Source organism: Guyparkeria sp. SCN-R1, from assembly GCF_003932495.1.
Lineage (GTDB): Bacteria > Pseudomonadota > Gammaproteobacteria > Halothiobacillales > Halothiobacillaceae > Guyparkeria.
On record NZ_QZMT01000004.1, the window covers coordinates 151,730 to 176,184 of the forward strand.

At 63.6% G+C, this 24,455-nt stretch carries 23 protein-coding genes; 12 read left to right on the forward strand and 11 right to left on the reverse strand.

All coding sequences use genetic code 11. The features are described from left to right. Positions 1-241: 241 nt before the first annotated feature. A complete protein-coding gene (locus D5687_RS03640) occupies positions 242-742 on the reverse strand; it encodes an Rrf2 family transcriptional regulator (protein ID WP_125198402.1) in 501 nt (166 codons plus the stop codon). Between the two features lie 106 nt (positions 743-848). On the opposite strand from D5687_RS03640, the gene D5687_RS03645 reads away from it, so the two are divergent. Together D5687_RS03645 and D5687_RS03650 are read left to right on the forward strand one after the other, a co-directional pair. Beyond that, entirely contained in the window at positions 849-1,253 is a 405-nt protein-coding gene (locus D5687_RS03645; protein ID WP_125198403.1) for a hemerythrin domain-containing protein, read from the forward strand. Beyond that, positions 1,250-2,458, forward strand: coding sequence for an NnrS family protein (locus D5687_RS03650; RefSeq protein WP_125198404.1), 1,209 nt, complete (start codon positions 1,250-1,252; stop codon positions 2,456-2,458). Before D5687_RS03645 ends, D5687_RS03650 begins: the two co-directional genes overlap by 4 nt. Positions 2,459-2,461: 3 nt before the next feature. Here D5687_RS03650 and hemN read toward each other — a convergent pair whose 3' ends face one another. Continuing rightward, entirely contained in the window at positions 2,462-3,847 is a 1,386-nt protein-coding gene (gene hemN, locus D5687_RS03655; protein WP_125198405.1) for an oxygen-independent coproporphyrinogen III oxidase, read from the reverse strand. 229 nt (positions 3,848-4,076) lie between these two features. Between hemN and D5687_RS03660 the strand changes: the two genes are divergently transcribed. The 3 genes from D5687_RS03660 to D5687_RS03670 are packed head-to-tail and all read left to right on the forward strand — an operon-like array spanning position 4,077 to position 6,509. Further along, positions 4,077-4,685: a trimeric intracellular cation channel family protein gene (locus D5687_RS03660; protein ID WP_125198406.1), complete on the forward strand. Its 609-nt coding sequence runs from the start codon at positions 4,077-4,079 to the stop codon at positions 4,683-4,685. Positions 4,686-4,731: 46 nt separating this feature from the next. Beyond that, complete coding sequence (locus D5687_RS03665) at positions 4,732-5,676, forward strand: ABC transporter ATP-binding protein (protein WP_125198407.1); 945 nt, start codon at positions 4,732-4,734, stop codon at positions 5,674-5,676. A 59-nt stretch (positions 5,677-5,735) separates the two neighbouring features. Then, positions 5,736-6,509, forward strand: coding sequence for an ABC transporter permease (locus tag D5687_RS03670; RefSeq protein ID WP_255410299.1), 774 nt, complete (start codon positions 5,736-5,738; stop codon positions 6,507-6,509). Positions 6,510-7,311: 802 nt separating this feature from the next. On the opposite strand, the gene D5687_RS03675 is transcribed toward D5687_RS03670, so the two are convergent. From D5687_RS03675 to msrA, 3 genes are read right to left on the reverse strand one after another with little or no spacing between them, the layout of a single operon-like run. Next, positions 7,312-7,671, reverse strand: coding sequence for a DUF488 domain-containing protein (locus D5687_RS03675; protein ID WP_125198409.1), 360 nt, complete (start codon positions 7,669-7,671; stop codon positions 7,312-7,314). A 7-nt stretch (positions 7,672-7,678) separates the two neighbouring features. Further along, positions 7,679-7,858, reverse strand: a complete 180-nt coding sequence (locus D5687_RS03680) for a PLDc N-terminal domain-containing protein (protein ID WP_125198410.1) — start codon at positions 7,856-7,858, stop codon at positions 7,679-7,681. Between the two features lie 32 nt (positions 7,859-7,890). Further along, a complete protein-coding gene (gene msrA, locus D5687_RS03685; RefSeq protein WP_240031408.1) occupies positions 7,891-8,361 on the reverse strand; it encodes a peptide-methionine (S)-S-oxide reductase MsrA in 471 nt (156 codons plus the stop codon). Between the two features lie 449 nt (positions 8,362-8,810). Between msrA and D5687_RS03690 the strand changes: the two genes are divergently transcribed. Further along, a complete protein-coding gene (locus D5687_RS03690) occupies positions 8,811-9,476 on the forward strand; it encodes an endonuclease III domain-containing protein (protein WP_125198412.1) in 666 nt (221 codons plus the stop codon). Positions 9,477-10,144: 668 nt separating this feature from the next. Here D5687_RS03690 and glgP read toward each other — a convergent pair. After that, a complete protein-coding gene (gene glgP, locus D5687_RS03695) occupies positions 10,145-12,700 on the reverse strand; it encodes an alpha-glucan family phosphorylase (protein WP_125198413.1) in 2,556 nt (851 codons plus the stop codon). A gap of 1,002 nt (positions 12,701-13,702) precedes the next feature. Here glgP and D5687_RS03700 point away from each other — a divergent pair. The 5 genes from D5687_RS03700 to D5687_RS03720 all read left to right on the forward strand — a co-directional run bounded on the left by D5687_RS03700 (position 13,703) and on the right by D5687_RS03720 (position 17,575). After that, the gene (locus tag D5687_RS03700; RefSeq protein ID WP_370271298.1) at positions 13,703-14,872 is read left to right on the forward strand and encodes a flagellin; all 1,170 of its coding nucleotides are present in this window, start codon (positions 13,703-13,705) and stop codon (positions 14,870-14,872) included. 63 nt (positions 14,873-14,935) lie between these two features. Next, positions 14,936-15,346: a flagellar protein FlaG gene (locus D5687_RS03705; RefSeq protein ID WP_192894152.1), complete on the forward strand. Its 411-nt coding sequence runs from the start codon at positions 14,936-14,938 to the stop codon at positions 15,344-15,346. Between the two features lie 48 nt (positions 15,347-15,394). Next, positions 15,395-16,801 (forward strand): flagellar filament capping protein FliD, encoded by a 1,407-nt coding sequence (fliD, locus tag D5687_RS03710; protein ID WP_125198415.1) that lies wholly within the window; start codon positions 15,395-15,397, stop codon positions 16,799-16,801. 29 nt (positions 16,802-16,830) lie between these two features. After that, positions 16,831-17,262: a flagellar export chaperone FliS gene (gene fliS / locus D5687_RS03715; RefSeq protein ID WP_125198416.1), complete on the forward strand. Its 432-nt coding sequence runs from the start codon at positions 16,831-16,833 to the stop codon at positions 17,260-17,262. Continuing rightward, positions 17,240-17,575, forward strand: a complete 336-nt coding sequence (locus tag D5687_RS03720; RefSeq protein WP_125198417.1) for a flagellar protein FliT — start codon at positions 17,240-17,242, stop codon at positions 17,573-17,575. The genes fliS and D5687_RS03720 overlap by 23 nt, the downstream gene beginning before the upstream one ends. A 288-nt stretch (positions 17,576-17,863) precedes the next feature. Here the strand turns inward: D5687_RS03720 and D5687_RS03725 are convergent, their stop codons facing one another. The 5 genes from D5687_RS03725 to prmB all read right to left on the reverse strand — a co-directional run bounded on the left by D5687_RS03725 (position 17,864) and on the right by prmB (position 23,379). After that, on the reverse strand, positions 17,864-18,154 hold the full coding sequence (locus D5687_RS03725; RefSeq protein ID WP_125198418.1) for a GIY-YIG nuclease family protein: 291 nt from the start codon (positions 18,152-18,154) through the stop codon (positions 17,864-17,866). 396 nt (positions 18,155-18,550) lie between these two features. Next, a complete protein-coding gene (locus D5687_RS03730; protein ID WP_125198419.1) occupies positions 18,551-19,330 on the reverse strand; it encodes a hypothetical protein in 780 nt (259 codons plus the stop codon). A 10-nt stretch (positions 19,331-19,340) separates the two neighbouring features. Beyond that, on the reverse strand, positions 19,341-20,543 hold the full coding sequence (locus tag D5687_RS03735) for a cupin domain-containing protein (RefSeq protein ID WP_125198420.1): 1,203 nt from the start codon (positions 20,541-20,543) through the stop codon (positions 19,341-19,343). A 401-nt stretch (positions 20,544-20,944) separates the two neighbouring features. Then, a complete protein-coding gene (locus D5687_RS03740) occupies positions 20,945-22,222 on the reverse strand; it encodes an NAD(P)/FAD-dependent oxidoreductase (RefSeq protein ID WP_125198421.1) in 1,278 nt (425 codons plus the stop codon). A gap of 191 nt (positions 22,223-22,413) precedes the next feature. After that, positions 22,414-23,379: a 50S ribosomal protein L3 N(5)-glutamine methyltransferase gene (gene prmB, locus D5687_RS03745; protein WP_158611734.1), complete on the reverse strand. Its 966-nt coding sequence runs from the start codon at positions 23,377-23,379 to the stop codon at positions 22,414-22,416. Positions 23,380-23,507: 128 nt separating this feature from the next. Here prmB and asd point away from each other — a divergent pair, with 128 nt between their 5' ends. Then, positions 23,508-24,422: an archaetidylserine decarboxylase gene (gene asd / locus D5687_RS03750; RefSeq protein WP_125198423.1), complete on the forward strand. Its 915-nt coding sequence runs from the start codon at positions 23,508-23,510 to the stop codon at positions 24,420-24,422. The last annotated feature ends 33 nt before the right edge of the window (positions 24,423-24,455 follow it).

The following is a 24,455-nucleotide window of genomic DNA, read 5'->3' on the forward strand; positions in this document are numbered from 1 at the left end:
TATAGGGCATGAGGCGCAAAGCTCAACCGGGCACCCCGGTCGGACAGGCCTGTCGACCACGCTGTAATGGCGCTGTCATGCGGTTTCTGGTGTCCACGCGTCGCCCCGATATGGCGCGGAATACTCTTGCAGGAGCGTGATCGGCTGATTGGCGTGAGGGGAGCGAGAAGACGGTATGGCGGGGCCGTTGCGGCACCGATTGTTCTGGGCACGCGCCGCCCTTTCTTGCAGACAGCGGTTTCTATTGCGTGCGTTGCGGGGGCTGACGGTGAAAGGTTAGTGGGGTTTCACCGGCCGGCAGATGGGCGATATCGGCCAGGGTGTAGCGGTCGAGCACCGCCCAGAATGCCTCCAGGGCCTCGCCGAGAATCGGTGCCAACCGGCAACTCGCCGTGATCCGGCAGTCGCCGGCCTTCCCGAAGCACTCGACCAGTTCCCAATGACCTTCCATGTCGCGGGCGACAGCGCCCAGCGAGATGGACGACTCGGGGCGGGCGAGCGCCAAGCCACCACCCTTGCCGCGGCGCGCCTTGACGTAGCCGCGCGCGGCCAGCGTGTTCGCTACCTTCATCAGGTGGTTGTAGGAGATGCCGAAGTAATCGGCGATCTCGCGGATTTTCGGCAGGGCAGTCGGTGCCGTAGCCCCATCCGTGGTGGCCTCCGACGCGGTGTTGCTGGCGGCATGGTCGGCCAGATACATCAGGAGTCGAAAGGCGAAATCGGTCTGCTGGTTGAGCTGCATGGCGTCCGTTCTCAGGGGTGGCTCAGGGTAGGGTCAAGGGTTTGTAATATGCAATCAGTATGCATATTCTGATCGGCCAGTACCAGTCACGCGGGAGGAGCCCCCGATGCAACGTCACGAAAGCCTGCAGCCCCTGTCTCGCGAACACCATCAGACTTTGAAGATCGCACGGCGATTGCAGTGGGGCGAGCCGGATGCCGACCTGCTTCGGGATCTAACCGAACACCGCGGCGAGCTCGAGGCGCATTTCGCCACCGAAGAGTCCATTGGGCGTCAGGCGTTAAGGCAATGTCCGACGGATACAACCCTGGCAGGGCAGCTCGATCGGATGCAACGCGAACACCGCCAGATCGAGGAGCTCTTGACCGCGGTGCTCGATGGTGACGGCGAGCAATCGAACTGCCATCGCTTGGGTGAATTACTGGTCGCCCACGTGCGGTTCGAGGAACGTGAGTTGTTCAACCACTTGCAGGAAGGTTGTCTGCCGGGGCAGGCAGGAGAACCGGCATGAGCGATTGGCGTCACTGGCCCGTGCTCTCGATCGGGTTCCGGCCCTGGTTTCTGCTAATGCTGGGTTTCGCGACGCTGGCGATGGGTCTGTGGGCCGGCGTCTGGATCGTCGGTGGTTGGGGTGGGGCCATGCAGGGGCTGTTCGACGGCGGGCAACTCGACTGGCGCTGGCACGCCCATGAGATGACCTTCGGTGTCGGTGTGGCACTGGTGGCCGGCTTTCTGACTACCGCAGCGCAAAACTGGACCGGTCGGCGCGCCTGGCACCCGGCCGGTCTGCTGGTGGTGCTGGGGCTCTGGCTCGCGGCGCGGCTCGTGTTTCTGCTCATGGGGGGCAATCCGCTCTGGCCGTACCTCCTTTCGATTGCCGCCGAGATGGGCATCCTGTTCGTCGTCGCCCGGCTGATCCTGCTTTCCCGGCAATGGCACAACCTGTTGTTCGTGCTTGCGCTGAGCGGGATTGTCCTGGCGGATGCGCTGTTCGCCCTGCAACGACATGAGGGTGGATTGGCCGGCATCCACGGCTGGTTGGGGCTGTTGCCGATCGTGGCGATGCTGCTGTTCATCGCCCAGCGGGTGGTGCCGCCGTTTTCGGCCAACCGGCTGGGCATACCGCCACGGCGCACCGGGCGTTACGTGGCGGCCATTCTCGGTGGTGGGCCGTTGCTGTTGTTCGTTACCCTGCTGGCCGCCCCCATCCTGCCGAACGCAGTGCCACTGGTCGGAGCGACGATCGCTGCCGTGGTCGCCGTGACCGGCGGTTATGCCCTGACTCGCTGGTGGCACCGTTCGGTGCTTACCGAGCCGATGCTGTGGCTGCTGTTCCTGGGGGTCTCGGTGGTGCTGCTCGGGCTTGTGTGGCTGGCGGGGGTCCTCGTTGGCTTGCCGGCCGGCGGGCTGGACGGCCCGGTGCATGCGCTGGGTCTGGGCATGCTCGTGGTGATGGCAATGGGCATGATGACGCGGGTCAGTGCCGGGCACACGGGCCGCCCGATTCACCTGCCCAGGTGGCTGCGGCCCGTGCTGGTGCTGATGTTGGCGGTGGTGGCCAGCCGGCTGCTGTTGCCGATCTGGCCGGGGTTGGAGCCGGTCTGGCTCGCGATCACGGCCGGAGGGCTGGCGCTGGTCTACCTGGCGATGCTGGTCGTCATCGGCCCCTGGCTGATCCACGAACGCGCGGATGCCCGTCCGGCGTCTCGTCGTTAGGGATCAGATCACCTTGGAGAAGCGCTGACCATCGAGCGTGCCGTGGTACTCGTCGAAGGCCATGCAGACATTGCGGATCAGCAGACGACCGCGTGGCTGGACCTCGATCGAGTCGGGCGTGATGGTGACCAGTTCGTCGCGGGCCATGTCGGTCAGTTCATCCAGGGCTCCGGCAAAGTGACTGGCGAAGTCGATGTCGAAGCGCTGCTCCACGTCACGGATCGATAGCCGGAAGTGACAGATCAGCTCGGTGATCACGTGGCGGCGCAGGATGTCTTCCTCGGTGATCACCACGCCCTTCTCGATCGGTAGCCGGCAGGCCGTCACCGCCTCGTGGTAGCGATCGAGTTCCTTGACGTTCTGACTGAACGCCCCGCCCACCTGGCTGATCGACGAGGCGCCCATGGCCACCATGTCGCACTCGGCGTGGGTGGAGTAGCCCTGGAAGTTGCGCTGCAGCGTGCCCTCGCGCTGGGCGATGGCCAGCGGATCGTCGGGCTTGGCGAAGTGGTCCATGCCGATCAGCACGTAGCCGGCCTGCTGCAGGTAGCCGATGGTCGAGCCCAGGATGTCGAGCTTTTCCGCCGGGCTGGGCAGATCGTCGCCGGCGATCCGGCGCTGAGGCTTGAAGCGCTGGGGCAGGTGGGCGTAGTTGAAGATCGACAGGCGGTCGGGGTCGAGCTCGATCACCCGGTCGAGGGTCTTCATGAACCGCTCGCGCGTCTGAAAGGGCAGGCCGTAGATCAGATCGATGCTCACGCCATGGAAGTTCTGTTCCCGGGCGGTGTCGACCACCTCGCGCGTCTCCTCGAAGCTCTGCACCCGGTTGACCGCCTTCTGCACGTCCGGGTCGAAGTCCTGCACGCCGAGGCTGATGCGGTTGAAGCCGATCTCGCGCAGCAGGCGGATGGTCGCGGCATCGGCCTCGCGCGGGTCGATTTCGATCGAGTACTCGCCGGTGTCGTCCGTCTTCAGGGTGAAGTGCTCGCCGGTCTTGCCCATGAGCTCGCGCATCTCGTCGTGCGAGAGGAAGGTGGGCGTGCCGCCGCCCCAGTGGAGTTGGTCGACCGGGCGGTCGTCGTCGAACAGCGCCGCCTGCAGTGCCATCTCGCGATAGACGTCGTCGAGGTAGGGACGGGCCTTGGCGCGATCCTTGGTGACCACCTTGTTGCAGGCGCAGTAGTAGCAGACCGTGTCGCAGAACGGGATGTGCACGTATAGCGAGAGCGGCCCGCCGGCGGCGTTGGAGCGTGCCGCGGCCGCCCGGTAGTCGTCTTCGGTAAAACCGTCGTGGAACTGCACCGCGGTCGGGTAGGAGGTGTACCGTGGGCCGCTGGTGTCGTAGCGGCGGATCAGCTCGGCGTCGAAGGGGATTTCAATCTGGCTCATGGGCGATGAACGCTGTGTCGTTGAAGGGTATAGGCTCTAACACGGAGTCTAGCGCCACCCGCACCGGCTCGTCCCCCGAGTAGAATGCTGGGAAATTGCCGGCGTTGCCGGCGGCCAGGACTTTTTTCCCGGCGGCCGACTGGCTATCCTCCGCGATCTTCCGCGCCAGAGGGTTGGGCCGGATGGCCGGATGGTCGGGTGCGGGACAGGATGGACACGGGAGACGGGCATGATCGGCGAGGTGTTGCAGGGACTGGATTACTTCGGGACGGCGGTGTTCGCCGTCACGGGCGCCCTGGTGGCCGATCGCAAGCGCATGGACCTGATGGGGTTCCTGATTCTGGCGACCGTCACCGGCATCGGCGGCGGCACGTTGCGGGATCTTTTGCTCGACCGGCCGGTCTTTTGGTTGACCCAATGGGAGTACCTGGTGATCGCCGCGGTGACGGCGATCGTCACCTTCTACGTCAGCAAGCCGTTCCACCAGCGCGCCAACTGGCTACCCTGGGCCGATGCGGTCGGGCTGGCGGCCTTCTGCGTGATCGGCACCCAGATCGCGCTGTCGATGGATGCCAACCCGATGATCGCGGTGATGATGGGCATCATGACCGCCGCCTTCGGCGGGCTGATCCGCGACGTGCTCGCCGGCGAGCCGCCGTTGCTGCTGCACCGCGAGATCTATGCCTCGGCCGCGTTGGCTGGCGGGATCGTCTATGTTCTGTTCGCCCATTGGCTGGAGTGGTCGATTGCCGCGGTGATCCTCGGGTTCACCGTCACCCTGGCCGTGCGCGGACTGGGTATTCGCTATCACTGGCACCTGCCGTCGGCGAACCGCTGAGGGCCGTGTCGGCTTCACTACACGCTTGACCAATCACGAGTGCTTCATGAGCAATGCCGTCGAGATCTACGAACTCGAGAAGACCTATGAGGGGGGCACGCATGCCCTCAAGGGCATCGAGCTTGCCATTGCCGAAGGGGACTTCTTCGCCCTGCTGGGACCCAACGGGGCGGGCAAGTCGACCACCATCGGCATCCTCTGTTCCCTGGTGAACAAGACCGCCGGCTCGGTGCGGGTGTTCGGTCACGATCTCGACCGGGATCGGGCCTGGGTGAAATCCCAGATCGGTGTGGTGCCGCAGGAATTCAACTTCAACCAGTTCGAGCCGGTCGAGGAAGTCGTCATCAACCAGGGCGGCTTCTACGGCATGACCCGCAAGGCGGCGAAAAAGCGCGCCCACGAGCTGTTGAAGCAGCTTGGGCTCTTTGAGAAGCGCGAGGGCATGGCCCGAGCGCTGTCGGGCGGCATGAAGCGTCGCCTGATGATCGCTCGCGCGTTGGTGCATGGCCCGCGCATGCTGATCCTCGACGAGCCCACGGCCGGCGTGGACATTGAACTGCGCCGCGGCATGTGGGACTTCCTGACCCAGATCAACAAGCAGGGCACCACCATCATCCTCACCACGCACTACCTCGAGGAAGCCGAGGCGCTGTGCCGGAATATCGCGATCATCAACGAGGGCCGGATCGTCGAGCACTCCTCGATGAGGAACCTATTGGCCAAGCTCTCGCAGGAGACCTTCGTCCTCTACGCCCGCGAGCCGGTGGAATCGCTGCCGGAGATGCCGGTGGTCGGTTCGCGCCTGATCGACGACGAGACCATCGAGGTCGATCTCACCCGCGGCCAGGAGCTGACCGGCGTGTTCGACGTGCTGCGCGGTCACGGCATCGTGATCGAGCGCATGAAGAACAAGACCAACCGTCTCGAGGAGCTGTTCCTGCGCCTGGTGCAGGACGACGATGCCGCCATCAACGCCGAGGAACGTCCATGAGTATCCGTTCAGAAAGCGATGCATTCGACCACCAGGGGCCGGGTGAGAAGGCGGTCGGCCTGACGCCGCGCGGGGCGTGGAATGCCTTCATGATGCTGCTCACCCGCGAGATCCTGCGCTTTGGCCGGATCTGGGTGCAGACGGTGCTGCCGCCGATGATCATGACGGCGCTGTACTTCGTGGTCTTCGGTCACCTGATCGGCCCGCGCATCGGCGAGATCGACGGGGTGCCCTACATCCAGTACCTGGTGCCCGGCCTGATCCTGATGTCGGTGATCACCCAGAGCTACGCCAACTCGGTCTCCTCATTTTTCGGCGCGAAGTTCGCGCGTCACGTCGAGGAGTTGCTGGTCTCGCCGATGCCCAACTGGCTGATCATCGTCGGCTACGTCGCCGGCGGGGTGGCGCGCGGGCTGACCGTCGGTGGGGCGGTCACCCTGGTCGCGCTGCTGTTCGCCGAGCTCTCGGTCCACAGCGTCCTGAACCTGTTCGGCGTGGCGTTGATGACCTCGATCCTGTTCGCCCTGGGTGGGCTGATCAACGCGGTCTACGCCACGCACTTTGACCACATCTCGATCGTGCCGACCTTCGTGCTCACGCCGCTGACCTACCTCGGCGGGGTGTTCTACTCGATCAACATGCTCTCCGAGTTCTGGCAGCAGGCCTCGCTCTACAACCCGATCCTTTACATCATCAACGGCTTTCGCTACGCGATGCTGGGCATCTCGGACGTACCGGTGTGGAGCACCTACGCCATCCTCGCCGTAGGGATCGTGATCGCCTACCTCTACGTGCTGCGCCTGTTCCGCAACGGGATTGGTCTGCGGGGGTGAGGTAGCAGCACCATCAGCCCCACGCCTCGAAGGCGGCGGGGCAATTCAACGCCACACGATCGTCATTCCCGCGAAAGCGGGAATCCAGCCAACGAAGTCGCGACATTCTTGGCTGTCAGTAACCCAGGAAGACGCACGGTGGCCCCAAAAGAGGGGGTAGGGGGATTGGTCTCGCTGCCTTCGAGGCGACAACGTTATGGATTCCCGCGTCCGCGGGAATGAAGGGGGCGGTGTGGTTCGCGCGTGAATGTCGCGGGCATCCCAGCCTGACGTAGTCACCAGAGCCATTGGCCCGACGCGCCTCCCCCAGAATCGTCATTCCCGCGGACGCGGGAATCCAGCGATCGAAGCCACAACTTCCTAGGCTGTCAGTAACGCATGAAGACGCACGGTGGCCCCAAAAGAGGGGGCAGGGCGATTTGGTCTCGCTGCCTTCGAGGCGACTCCGTTGTGGATTCCCGCGTCCGCGGGAATGACGGGGCGGTGTGGTTCGCGCGTGAATATCGCGGGCATCCCAGCCTGACCTAGTCGCCAGATCCATTGGCCCGACGGCTTCCCCGGAATCGTCATTCCCGCGAAAGCGGGAATCCAGCGATCGGAGCCAAGACATGCTCGGTAGGCTGAGGCGCAGGAAAGGCTAGCGGTGTACCCGCTTGGAAACAGTTGACCGTATTGGCTTCGTGTAACCTTGTTATGGATTCCCGCTTGTGCGGGAATGACGGGTGCTGATGCTGAGTACGCCTCAACCGAAAAAGGCCGCTTGCCGGCCCATTTGCAGAGCATTCGCCGCCGCAATGTCGGCTCAACTCTGTTCCAAACGCCCCTCAATGGTGCCGGCCAGCACCCGCGCGTGGTTATGCTCACGGTCCTTGGCGGCATAGAGGAGGGTGACCGATCGCTCGGCGGCAATTTCAGCCAGTCTCTCGACTTCCTCGTTGCCTTCAAGCTCATTCCGATAGCGTTCGGCGAACGCGGCAAACCGGTCCGGGTCATGCCCGAACCAGCGGCGCAGGGCGCCGGACGGGGCGACATTCTTGAGCCACTCGTCGTGATCGAGATCCGCCTTCTTCACGCCTCGCGGCCAGAGCCGATCGACCAGCACACGATAGCCGTCGTCGCGCTTGGGCGGATCAAAGACCCGTTTTGTTTGCAGGCGGCCCATCGTTTGATCACTTGGGGCCGAACAGCCACCAGAGGATCAGGCCGAGGATCGGCAGGAACAGGATGATCACGATCCACAGCGCCTTCATGCCGGCCGAGGCCGAGCTCTGCGCAACCTTGATGATCGCGTAGATATCCAGGAAGAGGATGATCAGGCCAAGCAGGCCACCGTAGGGAAAGTCGAGCATCGCTATCTCCTTGTGTGTCGTCTAAGGGATGATCAGAGTGCGCCGGCGCGGCGCTTCTCCAGGTAACGTTGATGGTAGTCCTCGGCAGGCCAGAAGGCCGAGGCCGGCACGATCTCGGTGACGATCGGGCGACCCAGCGTGGCCTGGTGTTCGTCGCGCACTCGTTCGGCAATTTCGCGCTGGTTGTCGCCACGCGTGAAGATCGCCGAGCGATATTGCGTGCCCACGTCCGGGCCCTGTCGATTGGGAGTGGTCGGATCGTGCATCGAGAAGAATGCCCGGGTCAGCGTTTCGAAGTCGATCCGGTCGGGGTCGAAGCGCACCTCGACCGCCTCGGCGTGTCCGGTGCTGCCAGTACAGACCTGGCGGTAACCCGGGTGATCGACCTGCCCGCCGGTATACCCCGAGATCACATCGATCACGCCGGGCAGCTGACGGAAGCGATCCTCCACGCCCCAGAAGCATCCCGCGGCAAAGGTGGCGATTTCGGTTTCCTGGATCACGGTCGGGCCTCCGGTTTGTTTACCATCCGGTGACAATAGCGCATCCGCCGTCGATTCGAGCCAACCGTGGAGTACACCCCGTGACCAACGCCGACAACGGCATCCCTCATCCATCGTCCTTCGTCTCTCTGGCCGACTGCCTCGACTGGATCGAGCCGCGGTTGCTCGCGGCCCACCAACACCACCTCGAGCGTGGCGAGCCGGCCAAGGGAACCTCGGCACGATTGGATGACGTCTCTGCGGGACCTCCAAGGGTCCAGATGCAAGGCGCAGTCCGCCGCGAAGGGCCGTCGCCCTTTGCAAGGGCTGCAACACCGCAGATGGGCCCTTGGAGGCTCGCCCGGACGGGGCTCGCGGGTTTGCCCGCACTCGGCGTTGCCGCCCCTCGGCGGGCAACGAGCCCGCCTTCGGTCCGGCGCCTTGATTGCGAACAAACCCGCGAGCCAGAGATGCCATCCAATCGTGCCGAGTTTCCCGGAATGCCGTGGTGGCCGGCCGGCTACGCGCACGATGCCGAAGGGCGTGCCTTCGAGATCGCTGTCGGCGCCGTGCTCACCCAGAACACCAACTGGAACAATGTCGAGAAGGCGTTGGCCAACCTGCACGCCGCCGAGGTGCTGGATGCCGCCCGTATCCTGGATCTGGACGACGAAAACCTGGCCGAACTGATCCGCCCCTCGGGCTTTTTTCGCATCAAGACCCGCCGTCTGCGGGCCATGACCGAGGCATGGCAGGGCGCCGGGGGACTCGATGGCCTGCAGGCGCGTCCCACCGACGAGTTGCGCGACTGGTTGCTCGGCATCCATGGCGTCGGCCATGAAACCGCCGACGACATCCTGCTCTACGCCCTGGAACGCCCCGTCTGGGTAATCGACACCTACACCCGCCGTTTGTTCCATCGCCTCGGCTTCCCCGACACCGCGGCGCGCAAATATGACTTGCTGGCCGACGACCTGCTCACACACACCCGCGAACCTACCGCCACGCGTCTTGCTCGCTGGCACGGCCTGATCGTCGAGCACGCCAAGGCGCATTGCCGGGCCAAGCCGGCCTGTGGTGGGTGCCCATTGCTTGAGCGGTGTGCTTATGGGAATGGTTTGGAGGAGGGCAGGTGACTACCTGCGGGCCAGCGTAGCCGAGCCGCCTTGGTGCCGTTTTAAGAGGGGAATTGGTGCGCGTGGCGATTGGTGCAGCCGTTGAACCTTCTGGATTCCCGCTTCCGCGGGAATGACGGAGTGGGGGCTGTCGAGAAGCGGGGAGGGAGCTCTTCGATTCTTCGGCAGGATTGGAGCCATTAAAACGGGGCCCTCAATCGGAACAACGACGCGTGCCGGTTGAGGGGGAGCGCTTGTCCTCTGCCGCTTCTCGACTAACGACGCCCCCAAACATCGTCATGCCCGAGAAAGCGGGAATCCACAGGACGAAGCCACCAACCCTCGATCCGAAGAAGCCTGCCTCCGCAAGGGCGGCGAGCAAACACCCAGAGATCGTGACTACCAACCCCCGTCATTCCCGCGAAGCCTGTCCTCGCGTAGGCGAGGAGCGGTAATCCAGAGAGCAGAGCCACCTCCCCGTCATTCCCGCGGAAGAGGGGAGCCAGTGAACGAAGCCACCACCCCGTCATTCCCGCGAAATCGGGAATCGAGTGAACGACGCCACCACTTCGTCATTCCCGCGCAAGCATGTCCCCGTGAAAACGGGGGCGGGAATCCAGAGAACGAAGCCACCAAAACGCTAAAGCCACCCCAACGCCAATCACGCATGCGCGGTCAGACCAACCCCACTACAACCAAACCATCCGTCCCAACTCATAGGGATGCAGCAACGTCTCGTGCGTCGGCACAACCCGCAGCCGATAATCGACCTCCCCCGCGAGGTCCCCGGGCAACTCAATCCGATGCAGCCCCCGCGCCTGTTCATCCACCCACTCAACCAGTTCCCCCACGACCACTCGCCGAGATGCCCCATCACCCAACACCGCCTCGCAGCGAAGCGAGTGGGGCGGCAGCCTCGGGCTGGTGGTCTCGATGTCGATGCTCAATGATTGGCCTTGTCGCACGATCGATCCGGGCGTGCTGATCACCTTCCCCTCGACACCCGCCCAGTGGGCTGCCAGCGCTTGCTCGAAATCGGCACGCTCTCGAGCGGCCCGATAGCCGTGCTGTGAAACCAAGCGGCCCGCATCGATGGCCCGCCGGTAATGATGTTCGGCGTAGTCCCGCACCATGCGCGAGGCATTGAACCGCGGTAGGATGGTGGCGATGGCATGTCGCTGCCAGGCAATCCATTCAAGCGGCAGTCCTTCGGGGGCGTTATCGGCAGGCGCCTCTCGGCGATCGAACAGCGGGATCACTTCGGTCTCGAGCAATGTCAGCAGGTCATCGGCCTCGCGCTCGTTGCGGTCGGCCGCCCCCGGCGCCGGTGAAATCGACCAGCCATTGGCGACCCCTGCGCGGTGATCATGGCCCTCGGCCCACCAACCATCGGCCACGGACAGGTTCAGCACGCCGTTGATCCCCGCTTTCTGCCCGGAGGTGCCCGAGGCCTCCATGGGAAACTCCGGCGTGTTAAGCCAGACATCGCAACCGGCTACCAGCCGGCGCGCCAGCCCCATGTCGTAGCCCTCGATCAACAGCACGTGCCCGGCAAAGCGCGGGTCAGCGCTTAGTTCATGGACCTCCTTCAACAGCGCCTGCCCCGGCTCGTCGGCGGGGTGGGCCTTACCGGCAAAAACGAACACCAGCGGCCGCGGGCTGGCCTCGATCAGGCGGGCAAGCCGTTCGCGTTGGCGAAAGAGCAGGCCGGCACGCTTGTAGGTGGCGAACCGCCGTGCGAATCCCACCATCAGGAAGTTGTCGACCGGCTGGTCCAGTACGCGGCAACGTTGCTTGAGGCGCACGTGAGCCTCGCCGAACCGCTCCGATTGGCGCTGCAGACTTGCCTTCAGGTCATCGACCAGATGCGCCTTGGCCGACAGGTGCATGGACCAGAGGCGGGCAGGATCGATGCGCTCGACCAGCTCGCCGATGCCCGCCTCGTGCAGATGGTCTCGCCAGTCGCGACGGGTGGCGTCGAACAGGCGGGTCAGGTCCCGGTTGAGGAAGGTTTCGACGTGAACGCCATTGGTCACGTGCGTGAGCGGATTCTCCTCGGCCGGCACCTCGGGCCAGAACGCTTGGCTCATCTGCGCGGCAACCGTGCCATGCACCCGCGAAACGCCGTTGTGCTGACGTGAGCCACGCAGGGCCAGGGCGGTCATGTTGAAGCGCTTGCCATCATGGGCCGGGTCGGTGCCCAACGACAGCACGGCGGATGCATCGACACCGAGATCGGCCAGAAACGGTTGGACGTGCGCTTCGACCAGGTCCGGGGCGAAGGTGTCGTGCCCGGCGGGCACTGGCGTGTGGGTGGTGAACAGGGTCGCGGCGGCCACGGCGTGCCGGGCCGGATCAAATGCCAATCCGTCCTTGGTAAGCTCCCGCACCCGCTCGAGAATCGAGAAGGCGGCATGCCCCTCGTTGATATGCCAGGCCGAGGGCATGATGCCCAGCGCCCGCAAGGCGCGCACGCCGCCCACACCCAGCAGCATCTCCTGCTCGAGCCGTCGACGGCGGTCACCGCCGTAGAGTCGGTGGGTGATCTCCCGGTCCGCGGCCTTGTTGTCGGCCACATCGGTATCCAGCAGATAAACAACCACCCGCCCGACCCGCACTTCCCAGACCTGCGCCGTCACCATCCGTCCCGGGAATTCCACACGCACCTCGATGGGCGCGCTGCCCCGAGTGGCTGGCCGAATCGGCAGGTGGGAGAAATCCAGATCCTCGAAGCGCGGGTGCTGGTGGCCCTCGGCATCGATGCACTGCTGGAAATAGCCCTGCCGGTACAAGAGCCCCACGCCGACCAACGGTAGACCGAGGTCCGAGGCCGCCTTGCAGTGATCCCCCGCCAGGATCCCCAGCCCGCCGGAATAGATGGGTAGCGACTCGTGAAAGCCGAACTCCGCGCAGAAATACGCCACCGTCTCCTGCGGATCGATCACCGAGCCAAGCACGTCCACGCGCTCATCCGAGCAATGCACCTCGAACTCACGCCAGACCGCCGCCAGTTCCGCCAGACACGCCGAATCGCCCGCCGCCTGGTCCAGCCGCGCCTGCGGCACCAGTTGCAGGAAGCGCACCGGATTGCCCTCCACCTGCGCCCAGGTCTCCGCATCGATGCGGTCAAACAGATCCCGCACCGCCCGCGACCGGCTGTAATACAGATTGCCGGCCAGCTCGTTTAATCGGGAGAGCGCTGGCGGCAGGGAAGGGCGGAGTTCCAGATGGTGCATGGTGGGCATGTCAGGGGCTCGAGGGGATGAGCTAGCGAGTGTAAGGCTGAATCATGTCGGTGGTGTAACAGCAAGATTGCCGACCGAGGCGGCAGCGCCACTGCCGGGCCCCTAGGAGGCGTCACCCACCGGACTGGCCCCGCCCACCCCCATTTCGACATTCCCGCGCCACCACCCTGTCATTCCCGCGGAAGCGGGAATCTCGAGAACGCAGCCACCGCGAGTCTCGGTTGGCAGCAGCGTAAAAGACGTCTCATGACATAGGCCGGGAGGATCGGCCACATCGGCTCCCTCGAACCAGCCATGGATTCCCGCCTCCGCGGGAATGACGTCTTGGTGCGTAATGAAGTCGTGGTTCCGCTTGGCGGGGGTTGCCACCCGGTCAGCCCAACCCTGTCGCGGACTGCCAGATCACGCACTACCCACCCCACACCCCCGTCATTCCCGCGGACGCGGGAATCTCGAGAACGCAGCCACCGCCAGCCTCGGTTGGCAGCAGCGTAGAAGACATCTCATGCCATAGGCCGGGAGACGGGAGAGTCGGCCATATCGGCTTCGTCGAACCTGTCATGGATTCCCGCTTCCGCGGGAATGACGACGAGGTGCGTCATGACCACGAGGTGCGCAAAGAGGTCGTGGTGCCTATGTAGGCCGGTGCCATCGCTTGCATTACCGCTGCCAGGGGCTGCTCTCTTGAGGCCGGCGAGCCCCCACCCTGTCGTTCCCGCGAAGCCTGTCCCCGCGTAGGCGGGGAGCGGGAACCCAGCCATCGAAGCCACCAACAGCCACCGGCAACCCCAACACCAACAGAGCCCAACACACCCCCTGGCATCACCACCCACCCCGTCATACACTCGGCGACAACGCACCAGCACGCCTTCCGACCACCAAGCAAAAAAAATTCACCCAAGGCCTAAAGCTCTGACAAGACACGCCGATAAGGGAACCGTAACCAAGAGAAAATGCCCCAAGACCGGGGCCCGTCTGTAAAGAGGAGACGACATCATGGTAATGGGTGTAAACACGAACGTAATGGCCCTGAACGCGCAGCGTCAACTGGGCTCCACGCAGAGCGAGATGCAGACCGCCATGGAGCGTCTGTCCTCGGGTCTGCGTATCAATAGCGCCGCTGACGATGCCGCGGGTCTGGCGATCACAAACCGCCAGACTTCGCAGATCAACGGCCTGAATCAGGCGGTGCGCAACGCCAACGACGGTATTTCTCTGGCGCAGACCGCCGAGGGTGCGATGCAGGAATCTACCAATATCCTGCAGCGGATGCGTGAACTGTCGATTCAGTCGGCAAACGGCACCAATTCGGCATCGGACCGCCAAGCGCTGCAGGAGGAGGTTACTGAGCTTCAGGCAGAGCTGACTCGCATTTCCGACACCACATCCTTCGGTGCCACTAAGCTGTTCGATGGCAACTTTGGTACACGTGCGTTTCAAGTTGGCGCAAACGCAAACGAAACGGTTAGCTTAGGCCTGGATTCAATTAGTGCGAGCGACATTGGCACGTCGCGTCAATCAATTACTCAGACAGGCATCACTACCGCCAACCTTGGTAGTGCCACAAACGGCACAGATCCTCAGGACGAAGTCGTCACGTTTTCAGTCACTACGGCTGAAGGAAGTAACAGCTTCTCTGTAACTGTGGATCAAGGTGACAGCAGCCTGGATAACTTTGTTGATTCGATTAACAGCCAAGGCAACGACCTGGGCGTCTATGCCGAGAATGACAATGGTAGCCTTGTCTTGTCCGCGGAAAACGAAGTAACTGCTTTGACCGTTTCTGCCGACGCTAACGACGACGGCGTGATTGGAGCGAGTCCGGGCCTGGCCCTTGACGGTGCTGACACATATCTGAGCGCGGTTGGGAGCATTGACATCAGCACCGAAGGTGGTTCTCAAAGCGCTATTAACGTCATTGACGACGCGCTCGGTCAAGTCGACGCTAAGCGTGCGGAACTTGGTGCCTTCCAGAACCGTCTGGACTACACCATCGCCAACCTGAACAACATCTCGGAGAACGTGAGCGCTGCCCGCTCCCAGATCCAGGACGCGGACTTCGCTCAGGAGACTTCCAACCTGAGCCGTTCGCAGATCCTGCAACAGGCCGGCACCGCGATGCTCTCGCAGGCCAACGCCTCGCAGCAGAACGTCCTGAGCCTGCTCGGCTAATCCGGGCTAACGAGATGACGCCCAGCGGACGGGCGTCATCACTTGGATAAAGGGGGTGGCATGATGAGCTCTGAATTGAACACCTCAGATGCCTTCGGCAAGATGCCGAGCCTTTACACCAGCGCTCGCCCGGTCTCGACCGGCGAGCGCTCTGTCGCATCCGGGCAAACGGTTTCCGGGACGGAGTTGTCGGGTTCGCGCCCGTCGTCCGCCCAGCCTGCCCGGGCGGGTTCAGGTGATCTGGCCCTGGACCGGGAGGCGCTGGAGGAAAAGGCCGCCGAGCTCTCCGAGTTCATGCAGTCCCGCCAGCGTGACTTGTCCTTTTCGGTCGACGATGACACCGGGCGCACCGTCGTCAAGGTGATCAACGCGCAGACCGACGAGGTGGTGCGACAGATTCCGTCGGAAGAACTCCTCGAGATCGCCCGACGGATCGAAGACGGGGAAAGCGGCATGCTCGAGCTGGAGGCTTGAGTACTGCGTGTTTCGGGTTGTGATGTTTCGAGTAACGAGGTAACTGACATGGCGATCACCAGCACGGGCATTGGTTCGGGCATTGACGTAAGCGGCATCGTCAGGGACCTGGTTTCTGCCGAAGCCCAACCCGCCCGCAATCGCCTGGATCGGCGGGAAGCCGAAATCCAGACCAATATTTCCGCGTTGGGTTCGCTCAAGAGCGTGCTCAACGAATTCAAGGAATCGCTGTCTGGCTTGACCGACCTGGATGCCTTTCAGGCGCGCAAGGCGACCAGCAGCGATTCCTCCATCTTCTCGGCCTCGGCGGATGCCAGTGCCGTGGCAGGCAGCTACCAGGTGAAGGTCGAGCAGTTGGCGCAGGAGCAGAAACTGCGCAGCGGCGACTTCACCGGCAGCGATGCTGTGGTCGGCACCGGCACGCTCACGCTTGATGTGGGTGGCAACAGCTTCGACATCACGGTCGATGCGAGCAACAACACGCTGGCCGGCATCCGGGATGCCATCAACGGCTCGCCGGATAACACCGGTGTGAGGGCCACGACGGTGAACGTGGATGATGGCGTCGGCGGCACGGTCAGCCGTTTGGTACTCACGTCCGATGCGCCGGGCACGGCAAACGAGATCACGCTCTCGACGGTGGACGACGACGGCAGCAATGCCGATGCGGCCGGGCTGTCGCGGCTTTCCAGTGCCTCGGGCGAGATTCAGGAGCTCCGGGCTGCACAAGATGCCGTGGTGCAGATCGACGGCCAGACGGTGACCCGCTCGACCAATTCCATCGACGATGCCATCGATGGGGTGACATTGAACCTAAAGAAAGCCGACGATCTGTCGACATATAACTTGGACGTTGCGTTGAACACGGGCGCGGTGAAATCCAAGGTCAACAGTTTCGTCGAGTCGTACAACGAGTTGGTTAACACCACCAATCGACTGCAGTCCTATGACCCGGATTCGGGTCGGGCCGGGCCCCTGCAAGGGGATGCCACGCTGCGCACGGTGATGAACCAGCTGCGCCGCGAGATCGGTGGGTCGGTCGAAGGTGCCGAGGGCATGTTCCAGACGCTGGCGACCATCGGCATCCAGACCCAGCGAGACGGCACGCTCGCCATCGACGATACGAAGCTCGACGACGCACTGGCGCAGGATTTCGAGGGAGTGGGCGAGCTGTTCGCCAGTGAAAACGGTTACGCCAGCAAGCTTGACAATCTGCTGGACGGCTATGTGGGATTCAATGGAATCCTCTCGAGCCGCACCGACAGCCTGAACAATCGGCTGGACGATATCGGTGACCAGCGCGAGCAGTTGGGTCGCCGGCTGGAAAGCCTGGAGTCGCGCCTGCTGGACCAGTTCAACGCAATGGACGCCCTGGTTGGGCAGCTCAATTCCACGGGGAATTACCTGTCCCAGCAATTGAATAACCTGCCGTTCAACAATCTCAAGAAAGATTGATTCGGCCTGAGCAAGACGAGGGACTAGCCATGTACGCCAATGCCGCATTCGGTGCCCAGCAATACGCCAGCGTCGGGGTTCGCGCCGGGATCGAGGATGCCTCCCCGCACCGCCTGATCCAGATGCTGTTCGAAGGCGGCCTGCAGCGCCTCGCAACCGCCAAGGGCGCGATGCAGCGCGAGGACCGCGCCGTGAAGGGCGAGCAGATCGGCAAGGCCATCGGCATCATCGGTGGGTTGCGCGAGTCGCTCAACCCGGATGGTGGCGAGCTCTCCGAGAACCTGGAAAGCCTGTACGCCTACATGCAGCGCCGCCTGCTGGAAGCGAACATCGAGTCCAGTATCGAGAAGCTTGAGGAAGTCTCCACGCTGCTGCGTGACATCAAGGAAGCCTGGGACGGTATCGCCCCGGAGCAAGTCCGCCAAAAGGCCGAGTCCAATGACACACGCCAATCTGCCTGACAGGTTACCGGTAGGGGCCCAGAACCTGCTGGCCATCAGCCAGGGCATGCTGGCCTCGGCCAAGGCGGATGACTGGGAAGCCGTGATCGAGGCGGAGGAAATCCGCCGCCCGATGATCGACGAAGTCGTCGCCCAGGGCGCACCGAATGACGCGGCGCCGGCTGAATGGATGCGCGAGCTGCTGGAAGAGCTGCAGACGCTCAATGACCGCGTGGTGGCACTGGGCGAAGAGCGCAAGGCCGAGATTCGCTCTGACCTGAGTGAAGTGCAGACCGGCAGCAAGGCGGTGAAGGCGTACGACCCGGAGCGGTGAGGTTTGTCGTTCGGTGTACGTGAGGAAGGGGCCAAGTGGCCCCTTTCTTGTGTTTGGTCGATCTAAAAGCTCGGGTGGTTTCGGTCTCTGGATTCCCGCTTTCGCGGGAATGACGGTTTCTTTTAGAGCGGGCGGGATACGGAAAAAACACGCGTCGTGTCCCCATCTCCCATTGCCGGCCTAATCCCTAACTTGATCAAGCGGCACCAAAGGCCACGTCATTCCCGCGAAAGCGGGAATCCACGTCCGTCTTCCGAGAGCAGTGAACGTTGACCTTCCATCCCCTGGTCAAACGATCAACTCATACAAATCCCGCCACTCCGGATTGAACTCTTCAATTAATTCAATCTTCCATACCCGCCGCCATTTCTTGATGGCCTTCTCCCGGGCAATGGCGCCTTGCATAGTTGGGTGAGCCTCGTACCAGACCAGTGTGTGCACACCGTAGCGACGGGTGAAACCTTCTTCCACCAGGTCATTCTTGTGCTGCCACACGCGTTGTACGAGATCGCTGGTGACGCCGACGTAGAGCGTGCCGTTGTGCCGACTGGCGAGGAGGTAGACGCAGGGTTGTTTCATTCCATTGAAACTCCTGGTTTTGATTTTGTTGTCTCCTAAATGAAGCGATCCGTGCTCCATTGGGAAGACTAGCTACTCGGTTGTATCTGGTGGCTACGTTTCCTGGATTCCCGCTTCCGCGGGAATGACGGGCGGTTGGCGACGGCTAATGGGGTTGGTGTTCCCAGGTCTCTCAGCTCGATCGGAGCCCCTCGCTTAGCTGGATGCCTTCAAACCGGAAGGCCGTCATTCCCGCGGAAGCGGGAATCCACGGAGCCAAAAGTAATCCATAGCATCGGGGTTGCACCACCAGGACGTCATTCCCGCGGAAGCGGGAATCCATGACGTTATCGGGAAGCCTGAGCGCTTGACGGTTTGCATAGCCCGATCAAGAAGTGGCGGCATCCTGCTCGAAAATCACCCGTGCTTCGCGGCCACCGCCTTGATCATCGGCATCTCCACGCCAAGGTCTTCCGCCTGAGCCAACGCTCGAGCCATCCGCTGCGGCGCCGAACGCCCCATGCACTGGTGCTGCGGATCGCCATCAAAGCCCTTCACCATGCCGTCGATCAGGCGCTGGTGGTCGAGTGACTTGCCGACACGCGCTTCCTGCAGGGCGATGACATCCGCGGCGATATCCCGTGCCAACGACTGGTGGTTATTCCACAGATCGTCGACATCACCACCGGTCTCGAGGCCGGCGATGTTGGTGGTCAGGATGTAGACGTTCTTGATCACCAGTTCCTCAAGCATGTCGCTGCTGTCATCAACGCGATGGGCGGGGATGTCGAGTGATTCCATCGCGGCGACCAGGGCGTCGGCCTTGGGGCCGTAGACCGGCGAGGAGATCAGCGGCTTGACCGGCTTGCCGGGTTTCTTCTCGAACCAGATCGAGGCGACGGTGGGCGTCTCGATGCCGTGCTTGCGCCAGTCGTCGGGGAGCAGTTCGTTCTGGATCAGCACGACGCGGTCGTACCAGGCGGTCGGGATGCGTTCGAGCACCGAATCGAGGTCCTTCTCGCCGACGGCCACCAGCAGGCCATCGAGGAAGGGGCGGGAGGACAGGGCGGCCTGGATGTTTGTGTCCCGTCCGATCGGAAAGACGGGGTGGCCGGTCTTCAGCAGGCCGTGGGCGAGCACGCCGCCGATCTCGCCGGCGCCGATCAGGCCCCACTCGGTGGCAAACGGCTGGGTCATGGACATCTCCTCAGTTTTGTTCGTCTTCGTCGGGGATCAGCAGCTGGCCCGCGGTGAGTATCTTTTCCAGCAGGATGCGCGCGCTGGCGTTGCTGGCCCGCTCGGCGAGTGCCTCGCCGGGGACGTGGACGTGTTGAGTCAGCATGCGCGCGAGTGGCAGGGATTCGGCATCCAGTTCGTGGCTCTGCCCGTCGATGCATAGCTGGCCGGGATCGTCGCCGTTCGGCTCGAGCAGCAGCCAGCGCGAGGCCGGGGTGCGCTGCAGTTCGCTGATCTCGTGCAGGTGATCGAGGATGCCGACGATCTCCTCCTCGTGATAGCGCGGGTAGAGGTCGGCGTGGTCGACCGGGCGCTCGGTCAGCGTTTCGGCGATCAGGCGATCGAGCTGGTTGGCATCGGCCGTCATCGCCTCGAGCACCCACTCGCGCAGTCGCTGGCGCGTGGCCGGCTCGAGTTCACCGGGATTGTCGCTCACCGCCAGATCCGGGTCGCGGTAGCGCTCTTCGGCTGCCAGCGTGGCCAGACGGTCGCAGACGCCGCCGACGAGATCAGCCTGCGTGGGGGCGCGGAAACCGATCGACCAGGTCATGCAGTCGTCGACCGCGATGCCGTGGTGGGGGATGCCGGGCGGCAGGTAGAGCATGTCGCCCGGCTCGAGCACCCATTCGTCGGTGGGGGTGAAATCGGTCAGGATGCGTACGTCCAGCCCCTCGCGGTAGGCGGTGTGCACCGGCGGGTTCTCGATCTGCCAGCGGCGTTGGCCATGGGCCTGCAGCAGAAAGACGTCGTAGTCGTCGATATGCGCACCCACCGAGCCGCCCGGCGGGGCGTAGGAGATCATCAGGTCGTCGATGCGCCAGTCGGGCACGAAGCGGAACTGTTCGACGATTTCCATCAGCTCGGGCACCAGCTTCTCGCAGTCGGTGACCAGCAGGGAATAGCCGTCGTCCGGCAGGGCGCGGAAGTTCTCCTCGGTGAACGGCCCCATCTTGAGTTGCCAGTCACGCTCGTCGCCATGCTCCAGGATCAGGCGCGACGGCGCATCCGCCTCGCAGGCCAGCCCGGCCAATTCCTCGGGGGAAATCGGGCTCTCGAAGCCCGGGAAGGCGCCGCGGATCAGGACCGGCTTTTTCTGCCAGTAGTCGCGCAGGAATGTCTCGACGGAGAGGTCGCCGAGGACGTGGTCGATGGAGGCATTCGTCGAACCGGTCATGGCCGTATCCCTGCAGTTGGGTAAGTGGGATCAAGTCTAACGGATATGGCGGGGTGGGGGAGAGTGCCATCCGGCCGACGCTCGGGGGGCGGCCCGAAGGTCCGTCAGTCCCGCGAATATGACCAAACACCCGTCATTCCCGCGAAAGCGGGAATCCAGTGAACGGAGTCATGGGGCTAACGGATGGCTGCCAGTCGTAACGGGCCAAGAGCGTTGGGCCGGTGAGTCATGCCGACAACCTGGCTGTGGATTCCCGCTTCCGCGGGAATGACGGATCCGGTGGTGTCGGTGGCGCAGGGAGGTGCGAGACGGTCAGGCCGTGTCGTTCGTAGCACGAAAAACGGCGCACCCGGAGGCGCGCCGTTAATGGTTTTGCATCGGCCCCTTGTCGCGGCGGTACGTTACTTCTCCAGCCGGTTCAGCCCAATCGCCCGCATGATGTATTTTTCGTACAGCGGCTCGGATGTGCCCTTCTTCATCTTGCGGATGAAGTATTTTTCGAAGGCGATCTTCGCCAGGTGCACCCAGCGGCCGGCGGCGAACCAGTTGACGTTGCGCGGCGGGATCTGGGGCAGGGCGATGAAGGCCGCGCCGCGGTCGCCGAAGTCGGCCAGGCAGATGGCCTGCCAGGAGCCCTTGGAGTTGGGCTCGCCCTCGCCGGTCAGTTCCGCCTGGATGTTGTGCACGATGGCCGTGACCATCGACTCGATCATGTAACCGGTCTTGGGCGCGCCGGTGGGTACGGGTGTCTTCTCCACCGGCGGGATGGCAATGGCGACCCCGGCGGCGAAGATGTTCTTGTAGGTCGGGTTGCGCTGGTAGTCGTCGACCTGCACGAAGCCACGCGGGTTGCACAGCCCCTCCACGTTCGCTACGCAGTCGACGCCCTTGAAGGCGGGCAGCATCATTGAATGGTGGAACGGCAGGGCATGGGTCTGCCTGACCTCGCCGTCCTCGTTGAGCTCCTCGACGTGCATGGTGCCGTCCTCGACCCGCGTGGTGCGGGCGTTGGTGATCCACTTGATGTCGTGGGAGCGCATCTCCGATTCGAGCATGCCCTTCGAGTCGCCCACGCCACCGAGGCCCAGGTGGCCGATGTAGGGTTCGGCGGTGACGTAGGTGATCGGTACCTTGTGGCGCAGCTTTTTCTTGCGCAACGCCGAGTCGAGGATGAAGGCGTATTCGTAGGCCGGGCCGTAGCAACTCGCACCGGGCATGGCGCCGACGATCACCGGGCCGGGGTTTTCCACCAGTCGCTTGAAGTCATCGTAGGCCTGCTCGGCGTGATCGATGGTGCAGACCGATTCGGTGTGCCCGCCATGCGGGCCGGCGCCCTCGACCTCGTCGAACATCAGCTTGGCGCCGGTGGTGATGATGAGGTAGTCGTAATCGACCGTCTCGCCATCGGCCAACTCGAGTTGGTTGGCCTCTGCATTGATGCGCTGGACCGACTGGGCGATAAAGCCGATGTCCTTGCGCTCGACGTAGGGGGCAATCGGGAAGGTGATGTCGTCACGGTTGCGCCAGCCGACGGCCACCCAGGGGTTCGACGGCACGAACTGGAAGTAGGGCTCGGCGTTGATCACCGTGATGCGATGCTCGTCGCCCAGTGCCTCGCGGGCCTCGTAGGCGGCGGGCAGGCCACCGATGCCGGCGCCCAGAATGACGATATGTGCCATGACGTGCTCTCCCTGTTCGTGACGATCGGCTCGCGATCGATACCGTTGCACCGATTGTTCCCTCGTGGCTCGGGAAAAACAAGGGTTGGTCTACAAGGAATGCAATTTCCGCTGACTGGCCGTGCGCAACATCATGGTTTGACGTGGTTTTCCCGGCGAAATGGAATATTAGTATTCAATAATTAGGCGGTTTACTCGCCGCGCCATTGGTCGAGCTGTTCGCGCTTGAAGGCGACGATCGACGACGGGGCGGGCGAGAGATCCACCCACAGCCCACGGTGTTCGGGCCAGCGCTGATCGAACCAGTGCCGTCCATTGCCCATCTCGATGAAGATCCAGCCGCCGGGGGAGAGGTGCTCCGTGGCCTGGTCGAGCAGTCGTTCGACCAGTGCCAGGCCCTGGTCGGGGGCGAACAACGCGCCGGCCGGCTCGTGGTGGTATTCGTCGGGCAGGTCCTCGGCCTCGTCGGGATCGACGTAGGGCGGGTTGCTGACGATCAGGTCGAAGACCAGCGGCTTGTCGTCGGCATCCAGGAGCTGGTCGAAGCCGTCGGACTGGATCAGCTCGACGCGATCGGCGAGCTGGTAGTCGGCGACGTTGTGCGAAGCGACCGCCAGGGCGCCGAAATCGATGTCGCTGCCGACGACGTCGGCTTGCGGGAAATGCTCGGCCAATGCGATGGCGATGCAGCCCGAGCCGGTGCCGATATCGAGCAGTCGCTGCGGCGTGGGGCTGCGGGCCAGCAGCCCCTTGAAGTCGTCGCGGATCAGGTCGCCGAAAGGCGAACGCGGGATCAGCACACGCTCGTCGACGTAGTAGGGCTGGCCCAGGAACCACGCGCGGTTGAGCAGGTAGGCGGTGGGCGTGTGATCGAGGCAGCGCCGACGAATCAGCTCGACCAGGGTGGTGCGCTCCTCGCTGGTCAGGCGCGCCTGCCACCAGTCATTGCCCAGGTCCGGTGGCAGCCGCAGGCCCTCGAGCACCAGCCAGGCGGACTCGTCGAGGTAGCTATGGGTGCCGTGACCGAGGAACACGCCGTGCTCGTCCATGCGGCTGGCAGCCCAGCGGACGAAATCGAGGATGGTCTCCAGGTGGTCGTGGTTGCCCAGTGTCTCGGGTCGGGTTTCCGGGGTGGTATCGGACGGGGCGTGGCTCATGCAATGGCTCTTCGGCAAGGGGTAGTCGAAAGCACGTATCGAGGAACGGCTGCTCTGGCACAATGGTACCTGCAGAGCGGCCGGGGCCGGGAGGCCTCTGCTCATCACCAAGATCACCTCGAGGCGATATGACCAGCCCAAGTAATAATGTGAAATGGCAATCGCGCCTGTGGGCGCGCATCCAGTACATCTTGCCGCACCACCTGATCTCCGGGCTGGTGTTCCGGGTGACGCGTTGGCGCGCGCCCTGGACGACTTGGCTGATCCAGCGGTTCGTCAAGGCCTTCGGGGTCAACCTCGGCGAGGCGGCCAAGACCGACCCGGCCGACTACCCGACCTTCAATGCCTTCTTCACCCGCGCGCTGGCCGAGGGCGTCCGGCCGATCAAGGGCGAAGCGCACGAGTGGATCAGCCCGGTCGACGGACGGATCAGCCAGATCGGTCACATTCAGTCGGGCAATATCTTCCAGGCCAAGGGCCGGGCCTACACGGCCACCGAACTGCTGGGCGGTGACAAGTCGTTGGCCGAGCCGTTCAAGGACGGCTCGTTCGCGACGCTCTACCTCTCGCCTTCGGACTACCACCGCATTCACATGCCGGTGACCGGCACCCTGCGCGAGATGATCCACGTGCCGGGGCGGCTGTTCTCGGTCTCGACCGGGACGGTTGCCGAGGTGCCGCGCCTGTTTGCCCGCAACGAACGCCTGGTCTGCCTGTTTGACACCGACGATGGGCCCATGGCGATGGTGCTGGTCGGGGCGATCAACGTCTCGGCCATCGAGACCGTCTGGGCCGGGCTGGTCACGCCCTCGCCGCAGCGCCAGGTCGGGCGCTGGACGTATGGTGGGGACACCGGGCTGTCGATTCGCCTCGAGCGTGGTGCCGAAATGGGGCGCTTCAACATGGGCTCGACGGTCATCCTGCTGACAGCCAAAGGCGTCGAGTTCGACACCGCCTGGCAGGCGGAGATGCCGATCAAGCTGGGGCAGCGGTTGCAGGCGAGTGAGATTGCCGATGAGGGTGGGGTGAGCACCGAAGGTTAAGGCGTCGGGCAGTTCGACTCGACGCGGCTGGCC